10 protein-coding genes are annotated in these 19,114 nt (G+C 35.9%); 4 read left to right on the top strand and 6 right to left on the bottom strand.

What is annotated here, in order from left to right:
- Window positions 1-157: 157 nt before the first annotated feature.
- The 4 genes from GQR60_RS13720 to GQR60_RS13705 all read left to right on the top strand — a co-directional run bounded on the left by GQR60_RS13720 (window position 158) and on the right by GQR60_RS13705 (window position 4,511).
- Window positions 158-1,696 carry a YifB family Mg chelatase-like AAA ATPase gene (locus GQR60_RS13720; RefSeq protein WP_124993487.1) on the top strand — a complete coding sequence of 513 codons (1,539 nt, stop codon included), beginning with the start codon at window positions 158-160 and terminating at the stop codon, window positions 1,694-1,696.
- A 77-nt stretch (window positions 1,697-1,773) separates the two neighbouring features.
- Window positions 1,774-2,277, top strand: coding sequence for a hypothetical protein (locus GQR60_RS13715; protein ID WP_124993486.1), 504 nt, complete (start codon window positions 1,774-1,776; stop codon window positions 2,275-2,277).
- 754 nt (window positions 2,278-3,031) lie between these two features.
- Entirely contained in the window at window positions 3,032-3,703 is a 672-nt protein-coding gene (locus GQR60_RS13710) for an inorganic pyrophosphatase (protein WP_124993485.1), read from the top strand.
- A gap of 235 nt (window positions 3,704-3,938) precedes the next feature.
- Complete coding sequence (locus GQR60_RS13705; RefSeq protein ID WP_124993484.1) at window positions 3,939-4,511, top strand: GNAT family N-acetyltransferase; 573 nt, start codon at window positions 3,939-3,941, stop codon at window positions 4,509-4,511.
- A gap of 188 nt (window positions 4,512-4,699) precedes the next feature.
- Here the strand turns inward: GQR60_RS13705 and GQR60_RS13700 are convergent, their stop codons facing one another.
- The 6 genes from GQR60_RS13700 to GQR60_RS13675 form a co-directional block, all read right to left on the bottom strand.
- Window positions 4,700-7,084 (bottom strand): ABC transporter permease, encoded by a 2,385-nt coding sequence (locus GQR60_RS13700; RefSeq protein WP_124993483.1) that lies wholly within the window; start codon window positions 7,082-7,084, stop codon window positions 4,700-4,702.
- A 15-nt stretch (window positions 7,085-7,099) separates the two neighbouring features.
- The gene (locus GQR60_RS13695) at window positions 7,100-9,466 is read right to left on the bottom strand and encodes an ABC transporter permease (RefSeq protein WP_124993482.1); all 2,367 of its coding nucleotides are present in this window, start codon (window positions 9,464-9,466) and stop codon (window positions 7,100-7,102) included.
- 73 nt (window positions 9,467-9,539) lie between these two features.
- Complete coding sequence (locus tag GQR60_RS13690) at window positions 9,540-11,912, bottom strand: ABC transporter permease (protein WP_124993481.1); 2,373 nt, start codon at window positions 11,910-11,912, stop codon at window positions 9,540-9,542.
- Window positions 11,913-11,946: 34 nt separating this feature from the next.
- Window positions 11,947-14,298 (bottom strand): ABC transporter permease, encoded by a 2,352-nt coding sequence (locus tag GQR60_RS13685; RefSeq protein ID WP_124993480.1) that lies wholly within the window; start codon window positions 14,296-14,298, stop codon window positions 11,947-11,949.
- A 61-nt stretch (window positions 14,299-14,359) separates the two neighbouring features.
- Window positions 14,360-16,750: an ABC transporter permease gene (locus GQR60_RS13680; RefSeq protein ID WP_124993479.1), complete on the bottom strand. Its 2,391-nt coding sequence runs from the start codon at window positions 16,748-16,750 to the stop codon at window positions 14,360-14,362.
- A gap of 15 nt (window positions 16,751-16,765) precedes the next feature.
- Window positions 16,766-19,084 carry an ABC transporter permease gene (locus tag GQR60_RS13675; protein WP_124993478.1) on the bottom strand — a complete coding sequence of 773 codons (2,319 nt, stop codon included), beginning with the start codon at window positions 19,082-19,084 and terminating at the stop codon, window positions 16,766-16,768.
- Between the last annotated feature and the right edge of the window lie 30 nt (window positions 19,085-19,114).

Genomic DNA, 19,114 nt, shown 5'->3' with positions numbered 1-19,114 from the left:
AGTATATGTATAAAAGGATGTTGGAATGACATCCTTTTTTTATGTCTGAATTTTTGAATGTGGATTGCTGTTCTATAATTTGAATTATGTTTTGGTTAGTTTGTGTATTATTGTTACATTCACGGGTTGATTTTGTTTATTGGTAAAACTCATAAATATGCTTGTTAAAACCTACGGAAGTGCAGTATATGGCATTCATGCCACAACAATAACAATAGAAGTAAATGTTTTTCCCGGAGTTCGTTTTTCCTTGGTTGGATTGCCCGATAATGCGGTGAAGGAAAGTCAGCAGCGAATAGATTCTGCCTTGCGCGAAGTTGGCTACAAAATTCCCGGTAAAAAAATTATTATAAATATGGCGCCTGCCGATATCCGAAAAGAAGGATCGGCTTACGATTTGCCGCTGGCGATAGGAATACTCACAGCAACCGAGCAAATTAACTGCGAAGTGCTTGGCAAATATATTATTATGGGCGAATTATCGCTCGATGGCAGTTTGGTTCCCATTAAAGGAGTATTGCCTATGGCCATTCAGGCCCGCGAAGAAGGTTTTGAAGGTTTGATTTTGCCAAAAGCAAATGCACGCGAGGCTGCTGTTGTTAACAAGCTGAAAATAATTGGCGCCGATACGATTAAGGAAGTGATTGAATTTTTGAAAGGTGATTTGGAGATTCCACCCACCGAAGTGGACACCCGGGCTGAATTTTACGCGCACTTAAATAATTTCCCTCATGATTTTGCCGATGTAAAAGGACAGGAGAATGTGAAACGTGCTTTGGAGATTGCAGCCGCCGGCGGACACAATATTATTATGATTGGGCCTCCGGGAGCAGGGAAAACCATGCTTGCCAAACGAATTTCAGGAATTTTACCTCCCTTAACACTTCAGGAAGCATTGGAAACAACAAAAATACACTCGGTGGCCGGTACTTTGGAAAAGAACAGTGCCCTGATGACACAAAGGCCGTTTCGATCGCCACATCACACAATCTCTGATGTAGCTTTAGTGGGTGGCGGCACATTTCCACAACCTGGTGAAATAAGTTTGGCTCACAATGGAGTGTTGTTTTTAGATGAGCTGCCAGAATTCAGACGAACCGTGCTGGAGGTGATGAGGCAACCTTTGGAGGATAGAACCATTACCATATCACGAGCTAAATGTACCATTGAATATCCTGCCAGCACCATGCTGATTGCTTCCATGAATCCTTGTCCGTGCGGCTACTACAACCATCCCGATAAAGATTGCCTGTGCGGGCCGGGAATGGTGCAAAAATACCTGAGTAAAATCAGCGGTCCGCTTTTAGATCGCATTGACATTCACATTGAAGTAGTACCTGTTTCTTTCGATAAAATATCGGATCAGCGCTTGTCGGAAAAAAGCGAATTGGTTCGGTTGCGGGTTGAAAAAGCCAGACAGGTTCAGGAGAAACGATTTGCAGAGCACGATGGCGTTCATTGCAATGCTCAAATGAGTTCGAAATTGTTGCGGAAACACTGTCAGCCAAACGAGGCCGGCAACCAGCTACTAAAAACCGCCATGGAAAAGGTGGGACTTTCGGCCCGTGCCTACGACCGGATTTTAAAAGTTTCGCGCACTATCGCCGATTTGGAAGGCTCTGAAACCATCGAAACCGATCATTTGGCGGAAGCCATTCAGTACCGCAGTTTAGATCGTGATGGTTGGGGAGGATAGATGAGAATTATGAATTGGAAATTAAGAGTTTAAAGCTATACCGAATAGTAAATAAATGATTCTAAATTGAAATATAAATGAGACAACTTTTATTCTTTTTATTGATAGCACAGTGCTTTATGTGCTACTCTCAAAAAGCAGAATTTGGCAAATTAAGTAAGCAAGGTAGTTTTACTGAATACCTTAGTAAGAATGGAGACTTAATTGAAGTAGGTGATACATTGGTTGTGGGATTACCCTCTGCATATACCGGGTTTAATTTTATTTTGGAAAATGGAGAAAAGCTTAGCCCGGATATATCCGGAACTTCTGTTGTAATTAATAAGCTAAAAGCGTTTGGTGAAAGATGGAAGGGCTTTAAAATTTACGTTCAGATTAGAGGTTCGGGTTTATCGTCTGTATTTATAGATTATGAGTCGGCTATAGTAACTGGAGAAGTTAAAAATCCTAAGGCAAAATTAACAAGAGAAGAAGCGATAAGTAAGCTAAAAGAGGCAAAAGAACTTTTAGACCTTGAAGTTATTAGTCATGAGAAATACGATACTATTAAGAATGATTTAACTCCTTTAATTTTGAATTAGAAATTATAAATTTTCGTACTGAGGGTCTCACTTGTAGTGAGGCTCTCAGTTTGTGTTTGAAGGCTGGGGTTAAAATCCGAAACCATTGATGTTTTACCCCTGAATCCTGAACTTTGAATCCTTCGGATTCAGATGTTTATAGCAGAATAATCAGTCCACACAATCATTTTTCTATAAATAGATAATCCCTTCGGGATATTTTGCATTTAATTATTGATTGACTGTAGGGTCATGCCATGGCGCGACCTTTTTTTCGTGGTTTATGATTTGGGATTGGGGTGAATGTGTTTCTGCATTGGAACAATGTGTTTTGATTGGTATTTGTAGGGTCATGCCATGGCGTGACCGTTTTGTTTTTAATGTTATTTGAATGCGATGATCTGAATTGTGGATACGACATGTTGTATCCCTACGGTGTTACCAAATAGATTTGTAATTGTTTGATGATCTGAATTGTGGATGCAATAAAAACAATGTAAAAGGAAATTTGGGGCAGGATGGCTTAGGGATTGAAGAGGAAAGCCCGCAGGCAGATTCGGCTGGCGGGTGAGGTGGCGAGGACTTGGAGCGAAAAGCCCGGCCGACTAAAAGGAGGTAAGCCCCACATTTACATGGCGGAAATCACTCAATTATCAGATTTAACGGAAAAGAAAAAGACGATTGGTTCGTTTTTTATATTGTTTTCTTACATTTGTTTTACTTAAATAATGAGATCGTTGTGCTAAAAAACGAAGCTTAAAAAGAAATACTTACTATGGGAAACAAATTGAATGATCCTATCGCAAGATTAATGGGATTGCGTTACAAGTCTCATCCTTGGCATGGGCTGGATGTTGGAGACAATGCGCCGGATTCGGTGATGGCTTTTATTGAGATGGTTCCTACCGACACCGTTAAATATGAAGTAGACAAAACGAGTGGTTATTTGAAGATTGATCGTCCTCAGAAATATTCGAATGTTGTTCCTGCTTTGTACGGATTTTTACCTCAGACTTATTGTGGAGAATCTGTTGGTGAATATTGCAGTGAAAAATCGGGCAAGGAGAATGTTCAGGGTGATTCGGATCCTTTGGATATTTGTGTGCTGACTGAAAAAGTGATATCGCACGGTGATATTATTGCAGAGGTTCGTCCGATTGGTGGTTTTCGAATGATTGACGGAAACGAGGCTGATGATAAGATTATTGCTGTTTTGATGAATGATGCTACTTATGGTGCTTATACTGATATTTCGGATTGTTCGGATGTGGTTGTGGGCCGTTTGAAACATTATTTTTTGACCTACAAGGATATGCCGGGTTTGGACAGCGAAGCCGAAATTACCCATATTTATGGGGTTGAGGAGGCAAAAGAGGTAATTATTCGTTCGATGAACGATTACAAAACCAAATTTGAGAATCTGGAAGATATTTTAAAACACGTTTAAATCAATTAATGATTACGAATTAGTAATTACAAATTACAAAACGATATAAAGCGACGGTTCGAAAGGGCTGTCGTTTTTTTTGTAGGAATTCCACACCGAAAATAATTCTTTGAGTTCTTTGTGATTATACTTAGTGTTTAAGTTGAGTGTGAAGTATTAATTGAAACTTACTTGAATATTATATTTTGGTCTAAATAAGAATCTATTTGTCTAAAAACTTGCACAATTGGCAGATATGTGCGAGATTAAAAAAATTGATTTTTTAACGAACAAAGGAGAGCTGGGAATGAAAATATTGTTTGAAACAGAAAGATTGTATCTACGGGAAATACTGCCAACTGATGCCGAAAGCATGTTCGAGATGGACTCGGATGCTGAGGTATATAAATTTTTAGGAAGAAAACCCATTCGGAATATCAACGAGAGTAAAAAAATGATTGAATCGATTCGGGATCAGTATGAGCGGATTGGTATTGGACGTTGGGCAATTGTTGAAAAGGAATCGGGGAATTTTATTGGCTGGACTGGTTTTAAATTTGAAAAGGAAAACCAGAACGGGCACAGTGATTTTTACAATCTGAAATTTAGATTGCTGCGTAAGTATTGGGGCAAAGGATACATTACTGAAGCAACAAAGGCTGCTATTCATTATGCTTTTACCGAGCTTAAAATTCCCGAAATTTACAGCATGACCTTGCTTAGTAATCTAAAATCGCAGCGGGTGCTGAACAAGTTAGGCTTTCAGTTGGAAGATAAATTTAAGTTTCAAGGGGATGATATTACCTGGTATAAACTGACAAATAAATAGTGATTACCAAATACAGGGGACAGCTGATGAATTCGCATCATCTGAAAATTAATGTTTTGCCTCTGGCTTTAGGCAGAGGATTTTTTAAAGCCCCTTTAGGGGGTTGGGGTGTTTTTTGGTAATTGGTTTTTCCGAAAAAGGACACGCCATTGCATGTCCCTACGGTTTTCGTGAACAGATTATTAGATCTATTCGTAACGTAAACTCTCCACCGGATTCCTTGTAGCTGCCCTCCACGATTGAAAAGAAACCGTAAGCAATGCAATTCCCAGGGCAATGAGTCCTGCCAAGGCAAAAATCCACCAGCTTAGTTCTGTTTTGTAGGCAAAGTTTTCGAGCCATTTGTGCATGGCATACCAGGCAATTGGACAGGCAATTACAAAGGCGATGACTACCCATTTTGCAAAACCTTTGTTAAGCATTGCAATTACCTCAAAAGTTTTGGCTCCGTTTACTTTGCGGACACCTATTTCTTTGGTGCGTTGTTCGGAGGTAAAATAGGAGAGTGCACTAATTCCGAGTATGCTGATGATAATTCCAAGAACAGAGAAACTCATCAATATCCGTCTCAGGATGTTCTCCGATTTGTATTGCTGTGCAATTTTATCGTCAATAAAGAAGTAGTCCATTTTTTGGTTGGGGTAATGTTTTTGCCATTCTTCCTGAATGCTGGTCATGGCGCTTCTTATATTCCCAGGAGACATGCGAACATGCATAAACCTTGCTCTGTTTTGGGATTCATCGATGAGGAAAACATAGTCGCCAATTTGATTGTGTGCAGAACTGTAATTAAAATCTTCTACAACGCCAATGATATCAACTCTTCTCTGATCTGCTTCCAATGGGATTCCGGATCGAAATAAATTCAGTTCCTCAAGAGTTTTGTGTTTTTCCATCAATCTTTTAAACAAATGCTTGTTGATAACCATTCCTTCAATGGTATCCAATGAAGTGTTGATGTAGTTGTGAACAAATGGAATGTTCATTGTTTTCAGAAAATCATAATTGGCCATCGACATTTCAGCGGTTCCTTCAATCCCAAAACCATCAAGCGATAAGGTTTGTGTGGGATATCCAAAATGCTGCATTGTAAAGCCAATTGATTCGATGGATGATTTTTTTCTCAATTCATTGGCAAACACATTGGGGTCTTTTGAAAAATCTTTAATGTTGAGGACAACAACATTGTCTTTTGTAAAGCCAAGAGGCTTATTCAGTAGGTACGAAATTTGTTTGTTGACCAAAATAGCAGATGAAATGAGCACAATTACAATCAGGATTTGAAAGATCATTAATGGTTGTAAAATACGTCTTCCGGTTAAAGATGTATGACCTTTAATGATATCGCTGGTTGAATTGTTTTTTAAAATAAAAAAGCGCACAAAAAGGATGCTTAGAATACCACTGAATATCAGAACAGTTAATATTGCCAGATAAATGATTGGTTCGGAATAGAAAATATCGAATTGAACTTCATAGAAGTTATTAATGTAAGGGGTTAGCGCCTCAATTAAAATTAGAGCGATAATGATTGACAATGAACAAAGCAGAATTACTTCAATAAGAACTTGTGTGAGCAAATGTTTTTTGTGAGCACCAACGGATGTTTTCAATCCAAATTCTTTTGATCTTTTAAAAAGGTTAACTGTGATTAAACTAACAAAGTTGATTAATGAAACCATCAAAATAATAACGGCAACTGAAGTGAATAAATTGATATTTATTTTTGTATTGCTTTCTTTTAATTCAAATCTGAAATTGGATTTTAAGTGAATGTCGGAAAGTTTTGTGAGACTGAATTCGTAGTCTTTGGGTCCACGGGTTTGTCTTAAGCTTGAATTATTGAATGCATTGAGGAGTTTCTCTTCAACAAGCGAAGGAGAAACTCCTTTTTTTAATTTTAGATAGTTGTAAACCCATTGAGTTTTTCTTTCAGACAAAGAGGCATAGGCTGCATCGAGCGAACCTTTTTGGGAAAGCAGGATTTCGCAATTGAAATGAGTTTTGATGGGGGTGTTTTTAACGATACCAACAATTTCATATTTCCCAAGATCTCTTCTGTATTGCAGCCCCTCAACATCAATGTATTCACCAATTGGGTTTCTGTCTTTAAAATGTTTTTCAGCAAATCGTTCAGAAATGAAGGCAACATTGGGTTTTGTAATGTCAGACAAATTGCCAATCAAACTTTCAATACCGAATAAGTTCATAAAATTGGTATCGACTGATAAAATGTCTTCTTGCGATACATTTTGTTCGTGTATTTTAATAGTTCCCGACTGACAATGTGAAAATTGTGTTGCGTCTTCTACTTCCGGAAAATCTGTTGAGGTTTCCTTAATAAATCCTAAACTTCTGGCCCAAGGATCTTCTACATGCGAAGGAGTTGATGCTACTCTGTAGATATCCTGATAATCTTTTATATGCCTGTCATAGCTGCGTTCGTTTTGCACATGAATGAAAAGGACAAAGAAGGAAGCGATGCCAAAACTTAGGCCAAGAATATTGGTCACAGAAAAGGCTCTGTTCTTAAGTAATCGTAAAACCGATAATTTTAAATGATACCAAAGCATATTTTCGTTTTAGATTTATTCATACCTCAAACTCTCCACCGGATTCCTTGTAGCTGCCCGCCACGATTGAATTGAAACGGTAAATAGGGCAATTCCCAGGGCAATGAGTCCTGCCACGGCAAAAATCCACCAGCTAAGTTCTGTTTTGTAGGCAAAGTTTTCGAGCCATTTGTGCATGGCATACCAGGCAATGGGACAGGCCAATACAAAGGCGATGGCTACCCATTTTGCAAAACCTTTGTTAAGCATTGCAATAATCTCGTAGGTTTTGGCTCCGTTTACTTTGCGGATACCAATTTCCTTTGTCTTTTTTGAGATTGTATTGAGTACCATGCCCAATAATCCCATTATCGATAGCGCAATGGCAAGTAAGGAGAAGGCACTGATTAGCTTTGCTTGCTGCTGTTCTGTCTGGTAGAATTCAGTGATCTGATCGGTTAAGGAATAAACTCTTACCATTTTATCGGGAGAAATCTCTTTAAATAATTTTTGAACAGACTCTGTAATTGCAGTATCATTTATCCCATTTGTTTTTATGGCAAACAGCCTCATTTTTCTAGGGGCTTGCTGAAGAATAACCAAGGGTTGTATCATTCTTCGTAACGAATGAGCATTAAAATCTTTAACGATTCCTTTTACATAACATCCATTAAACATTTCACCAGCTTTCAGATTATACTGTTTGGCAGCCGATTCGTTAAAAATCATTTCCGTTTGATCGGTGCGAAAGGCTCCAAAATTTTCACCTTCTATAAGTTTAAGTTCCAGAAGTTCTGCCATCCCCTTACCCATAATTAGTCCGTCGAATTGAATACTTTCATTTTCGTATCGCAAATTAACCGGAAGAAAGCTGTTAAAAGGAGGAATAAAAGAAGATCCGGCGGAATACATAACCCCGGGAATTTTTTCAACTTCGGTTTGAATAACATCGAACTGATTTCTTAATTCCGGAGAGTTTAATTCGCAGATAATAATATTTTTCGGATTGATGTTTTGGGAATTGTTTTGGGCATAATGGAGTTGTTTTTTTACCGTTAGAACACCAACAACCAACACAATAAATATGGCAAAATGCAAACTAAGAAAGGAGTTGTTCCAGGATTTAGTTTTGGGTTTTTGAGATACTTTACCCAAAAGCAACAGTACGGTTGAAACTTTGGAAACATGTATGCCGATTGCTAATCCGGCAACGGAACCGGTAAGCAAAACAATGATAATTAATAAGAACCACACCTGCCACATCGAGAACAATTCCATACTCAGGTTCCGATCCAAAGTTGCATTTAGAAATGGAATGCCAATAACAACAACGAACAAAGCAGGAATAAGGCTAATGAAAGAAATTAAATTTGATTCAAGAACGATTTGTTTTCTGATGGAAATGCCTGATGCTCCCAATGCTTTTTGAGTTCCCAATTCTTTTAAGCGGGAGGTTATTTTTGCTTTGGTAAGAAAAATATAGTTGACAATTGCGATGAGTAAAATAAATAAGGCAATGGCCAAAAAATAGATTAATTGCTTCGAATTTCCCGACGGTGTAAATGTATCTCCGGTAACATCATTTGACTTTAAATAGATATCGGTAATTGCCTGCAATTTAAAATCCATTGTTTTCCGTTCCTCATGATTTGTTCGTTCTTTGTAGGTTTGGATGCTGCGAACAATCTTCTCTGGATTTGCTTTTGAATTCAGGAGCAAATAACTATGAAACGGAAAGTGATTCCAGTCTTTAAACTCTTCGTTTTGCTGGCCATAATGCCCGAACATTTGTTGGTTGTGACTGAGAACCTTTTTTGTTAATTCAATATCAGCAATGAAATTGGCATTAAAAGTAGAATTGGTAGGAAAATTTTTGTAAACGCCTGTAATCCGTAAAGATATAAATTGATTATTCAGCTTGATTTTTAGAAGCTGATTGCAGACGTTGAGGCTGTTAAAGTATTTTTGTGCAGTAGTTTCAGAAATGCAAACTTCAGATTTTGATTGGGCAGGTTTTCCCTGTATAAAACGGATACCAAGACAATCAAACATGCCGGCATCTGAAAATGCAAACTGATGATCCTGTACAATTTCATTGCGGGAATCTTTTAGTTCAACATCGGCAGTTTGATAGTACCTGAAATAATTATCAATTAAAGGAATTTCATCTTTACTTGTGCTTGCCAAAGGAAATGAAGTGCGACAATCGTTGCCTTGCAAAACTCTGTAGAGTAATTGTTTGTTTGAGAAGGAACCATTAAATGAATTTTCGTGGATGTAAAGCAACATCAAAAGAAAAACACAGCCTACACCTATGCCCAATCCTAAAATACTGATTATGGATTGTGTCTTCTTCTTGAAGATATTACGGATTGCTAACGTCAGGTTTAGTGGAAGATTCATATTCGTTTTTTATGTAGTTTCGTTACTCTTGTTATTCCATTTTATTTGTAAGCAGATATCTGCCCAATTTTGTTTATTCGTACCTCAAACTCTCCACCGGATTCCTCGTAGCTGCCCGCCACGATTGAAACGAAACGGTAAGCAATGCAATTCCCATGGCAATGAGTCCTGCCAAGGCAAAAATCCACCAGCTAAGTTCTGTTTTGTAGGCAAAGTTCTCGAGCCATTTGTGCATGGCATACCAGGCAATTGGGCAGGCAATTACAAAGGCGATGACTACCCATTTTGCAAATCCTTTGTTTAGCATCTGTACAATTTCATAAGGTTTGGCTCCATTTACTTTCCTCAATCCAATTTCTTTGGTTTGGGTCTCAACTATAAAAAAAGTTAAACTAATCAGACCTAAACAAGAAAGTAAAATAGAAATTGCAGTCGCATAATTTAGCATTTTCTGAAACTGTTTTTCTTTTGTATATAAGGCCTCCCATGAGCTATTCATAAACTTAATTTCTAAAGGGAACTTAGGAGAGAGCTTAGTCCACTTTTTTTGAATAGCGGATAAGCATTGCTTAAAAGCCATGCCATTGGTTGTTATTAGTTTAAAATAGGCTACTTCATCCACATTATTTCTACATCTGAAACCAACAGGTCTTATGGGAACGTGCATAGATTCGAAATTAAAATCTTTAACTTCCGCAATAATAGGCTCTTGTTTTGTTCCATTCCAATTCAAAAGTTTAGCATCTTCCAATTGTTCAATTCTGAACTTTTTAATTGCGGTTTGATTAAAAATCCAATCTCCTGTTTTTGGCGAATATTCATTAAATTGTTTTCCTCGAACCAATTCAATTCCGAAAAACTTGAAAAAGTTAGGAGAAACATAAAAATTAGAAAACCATATATTATATTGTTCCGTCTTATTTAGTAAGTCACGTCCCCAATTCGATTCATTATACCCAATTACTGATGATGAGAAGGTGATGTCTTCTACGCCTGCTATTTTTTTCATTTCATTTTGAAATGCATCTCCTAAGTTTGAAATTTCTTCATTTGTTGTTGTATAAATAATATTTTCTCTTTTAAACCCAGGGTCTTTGCTGATAAGGAAATTATTCTGCTTCTTAATGAAAAGAATACTTGTTAGTAATATAATGGAAATTGTAAATTGAAAAACCAATAAAATATTGCGAAGATAATTTTTATGATTTATGGAGATTTTATTTTTAAGTAGTTGAGTCGTTTCATTACTACTTAGAATAATGCCTGGTATGATTCCTGTAATTAGCAGTGTAACAATTAATATTAGGATGAACACAACTAGATTCCATCCTGAAAGAATTTCAGCAAGGGTAAACTGAGATTGAGTAAGACGATTTAAACCTTCTGTTAAGAAATAAAGCAATGTGATAACCAGAGCAGATGTAATTAATAGAACTAAACCAGATTCAGTACTAATCAATTGAATGATTTTCCTCTTTTTACTTCCCAGAACTTTTAAGATTCCGATATTGCGCAATCTTTTTATTTTTTGAGTTGACACTAAATTAATGTAGTTGATACAGGCCAAAAGTAGGATTAAGATGCCAGTGATTCGTATAATTATAATTGTAAGATGATTTCCATGCCTTTGTATTTCGATGTCTGGTGCTTCGAAATAAGAATTCTGTAATGGGAGAGAGCTAAGTTTAATGCTGCTTTTAAAATCTTCTTCAACATCTGTTAATGGAATATTTTTAAGTTTCTGATTAATCAAGTTTATATTGCCATTAGTCGGTATTCTAAAATAAGAGATATAGTTTTGAGTGCCCCAGCTATTTTTATTTCCAATATACCAATCGATTTTGTTATTTGTATCTTCTGATAAAACGGCATCAAATTTAAAAGAACTGTTGTGAGACAAATCTTTAATTACAGCGCCTACAACAATTAATTCATTTTGCAAATTGGTTGCATTGTATGTAATTGTTTTACCAATAGGATTTTCATTTCCAAAAATCTTTTTTGAGAGCGTTTCAGTAAGTACAATTTTGTTTGCTGTTGTTAGTGCAGTTGATGGATTTCCATATAAAGCTTTCATTGGGAGAACCCGAAAAAAAGCTGAATCTGTAACAATTAAATGCTTTATTTTTATTTTTTTATTGTTGTATTCAACAAATACTTGTGGAGACCATTCATTTTGAGCATATGTAATGTGCTTTATTTCAGGAATATTCATGCGGATCAATTCAACCATTTTGGAAGAGACATATGAATCTTGATCATTTTCCAGAACAAATATATTGTCAGACTTAGAAATACATTTGTCCATTGATTCTTCCTTGTCTACGAAAGCAAAAATCAATAAACTAATACTTATGCCAAGTGCAAGTCCACCAATATTAATTGCACTTACCACTCTGTTTTTTAGTAAGCTCTTTAAAGATAATTTGATGTTATAAAAATTCATTGCATTAATTATTCATTTGTAATCGTTAATTGATTTACTCATACCTCAAACTCTCCACCGGATTCCTTGTAGCTGCCCGCCACGATTGAAACGAAACCGTAAGCAATGCAATTCCCATGGAAATGAGTCCTGCCAAGGCAAAAATCCACCAGCTAAGTTCTGTTTTGTAGGCAAAGTTTTCGAGCCATTTGTGCATGGCATACCAGGCAATGGGGCAGGCAATTACAAAGGCAATGGCTATCCATTTAGAAAATCCTCTGTTTAGCATGCTTATGATTTCGTAGGTTTTGGCTCCGTTCACTTTACGAACACCTATTTCTTTTGTGCGTTGTTCCGATGAGAAAATTGCGAGACCTAAAATTCCAAAACAAGAAATAGCAATAGCCAATAGAGCAAATAGCCCAATCGTTTTGGCGAAATGTTCTTCTTTCTCATACATCTGATCAAACCAATCATCGAAGAATTGATACTTAAGAGGATAGGCTGGCATTATTTCTCCCCATTTTTCTTTTATTGTTTTCATTGCAGAGGGAAGACTATTTGCTGCAATTCTTATGCTCAGATTATAATAATTATTATTCTCAGCAAATATAATACAGAGTGGTGCTATTTTATTGTGCGAAGATCCGTATTGAAAATCATTCACAACGGCTATAATATCTAAACCATCGTCTCTGTAATTATCATATTTTTTATTTTCTAAATTGGCAAATTCAAAGTAATTATAGAATGATTCATTAACCATACAAACTTTTCCGTAATCTCCGGATTCTAAATTTCGACCTTTTACAATCTGAAGTTGAAAAGTGGAAATAAAAGCTGTATCAACAATTAAACAAGGAATAGCAAGATCTTTATTTTCGATTCCAGATCCCATTTGAAAATTTATTTTGCCGGGTACACCATTGGTTAGAGATATATTTTGAAAAAACGGATAGTTTCTTAGTTCATTTACCAATGATTGAGTTTTTGATTTTTCTTCCTTTGGAAGATAGGGGATTGAAAGGCAGATCAGATGTTCTTCTGAGAATCCGGGATTTTTGTTTTTGACAAATGAAATTTGTTTTTGCACAACCAGTAAGGAGATAATCAAGACGATTGAAACCGTAAACTGAAAAATGATAAGTGCATTACGAAAGTAGGATTGAGTTTTGCCTTGGCGGGCAGTTTTTTTTATGATATCGTTTGGATTCGATCTGGATAAAACAAGAGCCGGAGCTATACCACTAATGCAACCAACGATTAAAATACACACAAGCAAGCATAACAGGACAGAGGTGTCGAGCAATTTGTCAATATAAATGGGAGAACCAAATACCGAATTATATAGAGGAGATAAGGCATAGACCAAAACAATAGATAAAGTGAAAGCAATTGCAGATACGATTACCGATTCAATAATAAAATGAACAAATAAATCGGAAGTGGATGCTCCAAAACTTTTCTTGATGCCAGTAGTTTTATTTCGCTTATTTTGTTGAGCCAGTGTTAGGTTGATGTAATTAACCATGGCAAGGATTAATATAATGAAGGCAATTGCTGCGAGTAATTTTAGAAGTTCCGGGTTTCCTCTTTTTGAGTGACTCCCGATAGTGGAGTCATTTAAGTACATGTTTTTAATAGGAAGAAACCCAATTTTATCAATATATGGTTGTAATGAACCAAGCTTGGAATTGATTTTTTCACTTAGAGCATGATGATCTATGTCTTCACCAATAAGAGTATATATTCTAAATTCCCAGCGATGAGTACTTTTATCTGAGTATTTCTCGCAACTAAATGAGAATTTAAAATCGTCATTTTCAGCATTTAATAATAAACCTGCCGATATACTGGAATTGGATGGGAAATCTTTAATAACTCCTGTTATGGTTAAAAGATTTGTTCTTTCAAATAAAACTTCCTTTCCAATGGGATTTTCCGAACCAAATAATTGTTTGGCCTTACTCTCTGTAAGAATTGCCGAATTGATATTTTCAAATGGTTTTGATGGATTTCCATATAAAAATGAAGTCGAAAATAATTTAAAAAATTGATCGTCAACGGACATGATATCTGAAATGCTAAATGCTTTGCTGCCAATATTAATATTTGTTGGATTCGTTTCTCGTTGTACCAAACATGCATTTTCAAATTCAGGATAGTTTTCTAATAAGATATCTTTTACTCGATAATCTATATTACTTGAGTTTTTATTCGAATCAATAATTCGAACAATACGATCAGCATTTTGAGGATAACTATCGTAGGAATACTCTTGAAGTAAAAATAAGGAGATAGCCAAACAGACAGATATTGCAAAAGCAAATCCAATTATATTGATCAAAGTGAATTTTCTATCTGAGAAAAGACTTTTTAGAGCTGATTTTATATCGTATGTGATCATGGGATATGTTTTTACTGTTGGTGTTTTTCTTTTTGCTTCAGGAGTTTTTTGAAACGATTATTTACTCATACCTCAAACTCTCCACCGGATTTCTTGTAGCGGCTCTCCACGATTGAAACGAAACCGTAAGCAATGCAATTCCCAGGGCAATGAGTCCTGCCAAGGCAAAAATCCACCAAGATAGTTCTGTTTTGTAGGCAAAGTTTTCGAGCCATTTGTGCATGGCATACCAGGCAATGGGGCAGGCAAATACAAAGGCGATGACTACCCATTTCAGGAAATATTTATTAAGCAGGTGTATGATCTCAAAAGATTTGGCTCCATTCACCTTTCTAATGCTTATTTCTCTTTTTCTTGCTTGTATAATTGAAATAGAGATTGCAATTAGGCCGATACAAGCAATTAGGATTGCCAGTAAGGATAAAGCACTGAGGAAATTCCGCTGGTTGATGTATTGTTGATATCGTTGTAAATACAAATCATCAATGAATTGATAGCTTAGTGCATAATCAGGGAATAATTCTTGCCATGTATCTTGAATGCCACTTAAAGCACTTTGAAGGGCTTCTGGGGTAAAGCGTATGCTTATGCACGAATTAACCATGTTTTGATAATGAATTGCCAATGGTTTTTCCTTTTCATTCATGCTGGTTAAATGCAGATCATCACAAATTCCAACGATTTGTCCTTTGGGTAAAAGTTTCTTGTAAAAAAAGTTGAACTCAAATGATCTGTTTAGGAAATCTTCGGCTTGTAGTTTTGGATCAATGTATTGTAATGCTGTTTTATTAAGAATATATTGTTTGCTTACAGTATCTGAAGTGAAGTTGTTTCCAGCCAATATTTGTACATGATAAAAATCAAGGAAATTGTGATCACATGTAAATACATTTAACGGATTACTGGAGAATTCTTCTTGGGTAACACCTTCCAGATGATAGGGAAAAGCATCCATTATTTCACCACTGGGTTCCTCCATTGAAGCAGTAACGTTTTCAATTCCTGAGATTTTTAATAATTTATTTTTAAAGAGATCATATTTAGAAGTTAGAGAGGGCGATACATCGGTAATGTTGATAATATTTTTGTTCGTTCCTCCCAGTCGGTTTTCCATTAACAGATTAATTTGACTTTGAATAACGAAAGTGGTAATTAATAAGCCGACTACAATTGCAAATTGAAGAGATAGTAACACTCCTCTTGTTTTTTTTCCAGATTTGGCTTGTAAACTTAGAGAAGTCTTATTGAGTAAATTAGATTTTAATTTGTGCTTTAGTAATGGTAAGGTTCCTATTAAAGAACCACATACAATAAGAAAAAAGATTATTTGTAAGAAGTGCTTGAGAGTAGACTTTGTAATAATAAAATCTGGTAAGTAAAATAATTGTTGAAAACTCGAATAAGCAATTCGAGCCAAGCCAATTCCTAAAACAACCGAAACCCCAACAATTAGTAAGTTTTGCCACAAAGCAACCATTGCAATGTGCTGCAATTTTCCACCCAATAAATGGTTTATTAATATGTTTCTAGATCGTTCTTTTGTAGAAACGATATTAATATTTGTGAAATTTAATAAAGCAACAAGAAAGATAAGAATGGTCAATAGTATTAAGAAATGAATGTTTTTTATATCTCCATTGATTTCAATTTCTCTGTCCTTGTTACTATGAAGATGAATATCATGAATAGCTTGCAGATGAAGAATGTTGGAGGTTATATCTTTTTCACTAAAATGTTTTTTCTTAAATTGATTAAACTGTTTACTCACCCTTTTAATACTCTCAGCTTTGTCTAAGAGTAAATAGGTATAATTCCATGCTGAATAATCAGCTTGATTTTCGAGAGAGATTAGAATTTCAGGATGAAAATGAGATTGTGCGGGAACATCTTTTAGGATTCCAACAATAGTATAATTATGAAATTTTGGATCGTGTAGATGCTCCAAAGAAATTTGCTTGCCTATCGGATTTTCTGGGCCAAAGAATTTGTTTCGAAGCGATTCTGAAATAACAGCCTGACCTTTAGAATTTAATATTTTATTGGGATTTCCCAACAACAATGTGCCATTGAAAACTTTGAAATAATTCGAATCGGTGGCATAAGCTCCTTTGCTGTAAAATTTGTTTTCACCAATTTTTACAGCACACTGTTTAAATGGAGAAAGACGAGCCATATATTCTACCTCCGGAAAATCATCAGCCAAGTATTGAATAACAGGATTTTTTACTCGTGCAAAATGATTGTTGTAATCTTTTTTTTGATATTCTATTGTGAAACGGACAACTCTATCACTATTAGAAAAATATTGATCAAAGCCAGTCTCAAATTGAATGTAATAAAGAATTAAAAAAACGGAAGCAAGCGAAACGGACAAGCCAATAATATTTGTGATACTATAGGTTTTCTGTCTAAGAATGTTTCTTATTGCGTATTTAAAATTGTACCAAAGCATATTGTCATTTTAGATTTATTCATACCTCAAACTCTCCACCGGATTCCTTGTAGCGGCTCTCCACGATTGAAACGAAACCGTAAGCAATGCAATTCCCAGGGCAATGAGTCCTGCCAAGGCAAAAATCCACCAAGATAGTTCTGTTTTATAGGCAAAGTTCTCGAGCCATTTGTGCATGGCATACCAGGCAATGGGGCAGGCAAATACAAAGGCAATGACTACCCATTTCAGGAAATCTTTGTTTAGCATAGCCAGTATTTCTTTGGTTTTGGCTCCGTTAACTTTGCGGATGCCGATTTCTTTTCTTTTTTGCTGAACGTAATAAAGCGACATGGCAAACAATCCCATAACCGAAATAATTACAGTTAGCAGAGTAAAATACATTACAATTTTGCCGGTTTTGTCTTCCTTTTCGTACCAGTTGTGAACCGTTTCGTCAAAGAATTCCAATTGTAATGGCGTACCATCAGTAAAGTCGCTGTGTGCTTTTTTAATTTTTTGAATGGTTTCGTAATTATTTTTACCATTTAATTTTATTACATAGCTCCAGGCATACTGACCGGGTTTTAGAATGTGAAAATAAGCAGGGCCTAATTTGCTTTTTAAATCCCTGAAATGGAAATTTTTGACGATTCCGTAAATGGGGTATTCAGTACCTTGTAGTTTGAAATTGCTCTCATTTTCGGGCAATTCCAATTCTTTTACCGCGGCTTCATTCAGCAAGCAAATGTCTTTAGAAAAGGCAATGCCTGTTTTTCTAATCGGAATGTTCAACAATCTAAAAAAACTGGTATCTACAATAAAATGTTGAAAGCTTAGCTCTTTGTCGTTATAGGTAAAACATAAGTTGTTCCCTCCGTCAAGGGGTGTGCCGGCACTTAAACAAACATCTTCAACTCCGGGGATTTTTTTCAGTATTTCCTGCAAAACACGCTGTTTCTCACGAGGTATTTCGCTCTCAAAACAAAGCATGTTTTCCTGTTCGAAACCCAGTTGATGATTCCGCAGAAAATTAGTTTGTTTATTGATGAAAAAAGCACTTGTGATTAAGGTAATAATAATGAGGTATTGAAAACTAACCATGATTCGGGAATAGATACTTTTCTCCTTCATTCTGATTTTACCTTTCATAACATCAATGGGATCAAACCTTGCAATTTTAATGGCGGGGATTATTCCTGAAATAATGCCAATAGCACCCATAAATAAAAGAGCAATGCAAATATTGATCCATGTGAATTCATCAATAAAATTGAGTTTTGCATCCAGTAAATAATTGAAAACCGGAACTACCTGAAAACACAAGATAACTGCAAGGAGTAAAGAGAAGAAGCTAAGGATAATCGATTCGGACATACTTTGCAAAAACAAGTCTTTTTTCTTTCCGCCAATTAATTTTTTGATTGCAATTTCACGGCTTCGAAACGACGATTGAGCGACCGTAAGATTCACGTAGTTGATAATGGAAAGCACCAATATCAGAAATACAATACCCGATAATATCTGAAGAAAACCTTTGCTTTTATTCTTAGTATCGTAGGATATGGACGTACTGAAGTACGAATCAACAATTGGCTCTAATTCAATAGATGTTGCATATTCTCGTTTAAACATCCAATTAACTTCCTTGAATATTTTTAATATTTCGGGAGCTTTAGCCTGAATATTGGTATTGGGTTTCGTTAAAATATACAAGCCGTAAGAATTGCTGTTATACGATTCCAAAAAATCACTCATCCCAAATACTTTTCCCAGAGTAGGGAAATTAACAAGCATATCAAATTTCTGAAAGTGCGTGTTGTCAGGTACATCTTCCATAATGCCGGTTACTTCAAGGTCAAAATCATCGTTAATTGTAAGAGTCGTTCCCAATTCCGGAAGTTTACCAAACAGTTTATAAGCAAAAGATTTCGTTAAAACAACTGCGTTTCCCCTGCTTAATGCAGTTTTATTATCGCCGTTAAGCATCTTGAATGAGAAAATGCTAAGAAAGGATGAATCTGCAAATAGTGTCAGGTTTTTCAATTTAGGAGTGCCGGGAGCTTTTACATAAACTCCTATATTTCGGGTTCTGGCAAAATTTTCTACTTCCGGAAATTTTTGCACCAGCAATGGTCCGGATGGGGGTGCAAAACCAGATTCTTCCCCATGAGTCATACGAAAAATCCTGTCTTTTTTCAAATGAAATTGATCGGCCGAATATTCATTTTTTATATAAATACTCAAAAGGAGAATAAACATGATTGATATGGCAAAACCCAAAATAGTGATCACACTATAAAGTTTATTTTTCCAAAGGTGCAGAGCAAAAGATTTCAAATGATTAGATATCATGATTTACGCATTTAATAATTATCAATAAAT

This window comes from Labilibaculum euxinicum (genome assembly GCF_009795715.1).
GTDB classification, from domain to species: domain Bacteria; phylum Bacteroidota; class Bacteroidia; order Bacteroidales; family Marinifilaceae; genus Labilibaculum; species Labilibaculum euxinus.
This window is presented reverse-complemented; position numbering and strand designations above follow the sequence as displayed.

Coding starts and splice junctions, on each gene's coding strand:
- GQR60_RS13715 (WP_124993486.1), top strand. CDS start 1,774: ATGAGACAACTTTTATTCTTTTTATTGATAGCACAGTGCTTTATGTGC.
- GQR60_RS13710 (WP_124993485.1), top strand. CDS start 3,032: ATGGGAAACAAATTGAATGATCCTATCGCAAGATTAATGGGATTGCGT.
- GQR60_RS13700 (WP_124993483.1), bottom strand. CDS start 7,084: ATGCTTTGGTATCATTTAAAATTATCGGTTTTACGATTACTTAAGAAC.
- GQR60_RS13705 (WP_124993484.1), top strand. CDS start 3,939: ATGTGCGAGATTAAAAAAATTGATTTTTTAACGAACAAAGGAGAGCTG.
- GQR60_RS13720 (WP_124993487.1), top strand. CDS start 158: ATGCTTGTTAAAACCTACGGAAGTGCAGTATATGGCATTCATGCCACA.
- GQR60_RS13675 (WP_124993478.1), bottom strand. CDS start 19,084: ATGATATCTAATCATTTGAAATCTTTTGCTCTGCACCTTTGGAAAAAT.
- GQR60_RS13695 (WP_124993482.1), bottom strand. CDS start 9,466: ATGAATCTTCCACTAAACCTGACGTTAGCAATCCGTAATATCTTCAAG.
- GQR60_RS13685 (WP_124993480.1), bottom strand. CDS start 14,298: ATGATCACATACGATATAAAATCAGCTCTAAAAAGTCTTTTCTCAGAT.
- GQR60_RS13680 (WP_124993479.1), bottom strand. CDS start 16,750: ATGCTTTGGTACAATTTTAAATACGCAATAAGAAACATTCTTAGACAG.
- GQR60_RS13690 (WP_124993481.1), bottom strand. CDS start 11,912: ATGAATTTTTATAACATCAAATTATCTTTAAAGAGCTTACTAAAAAAC.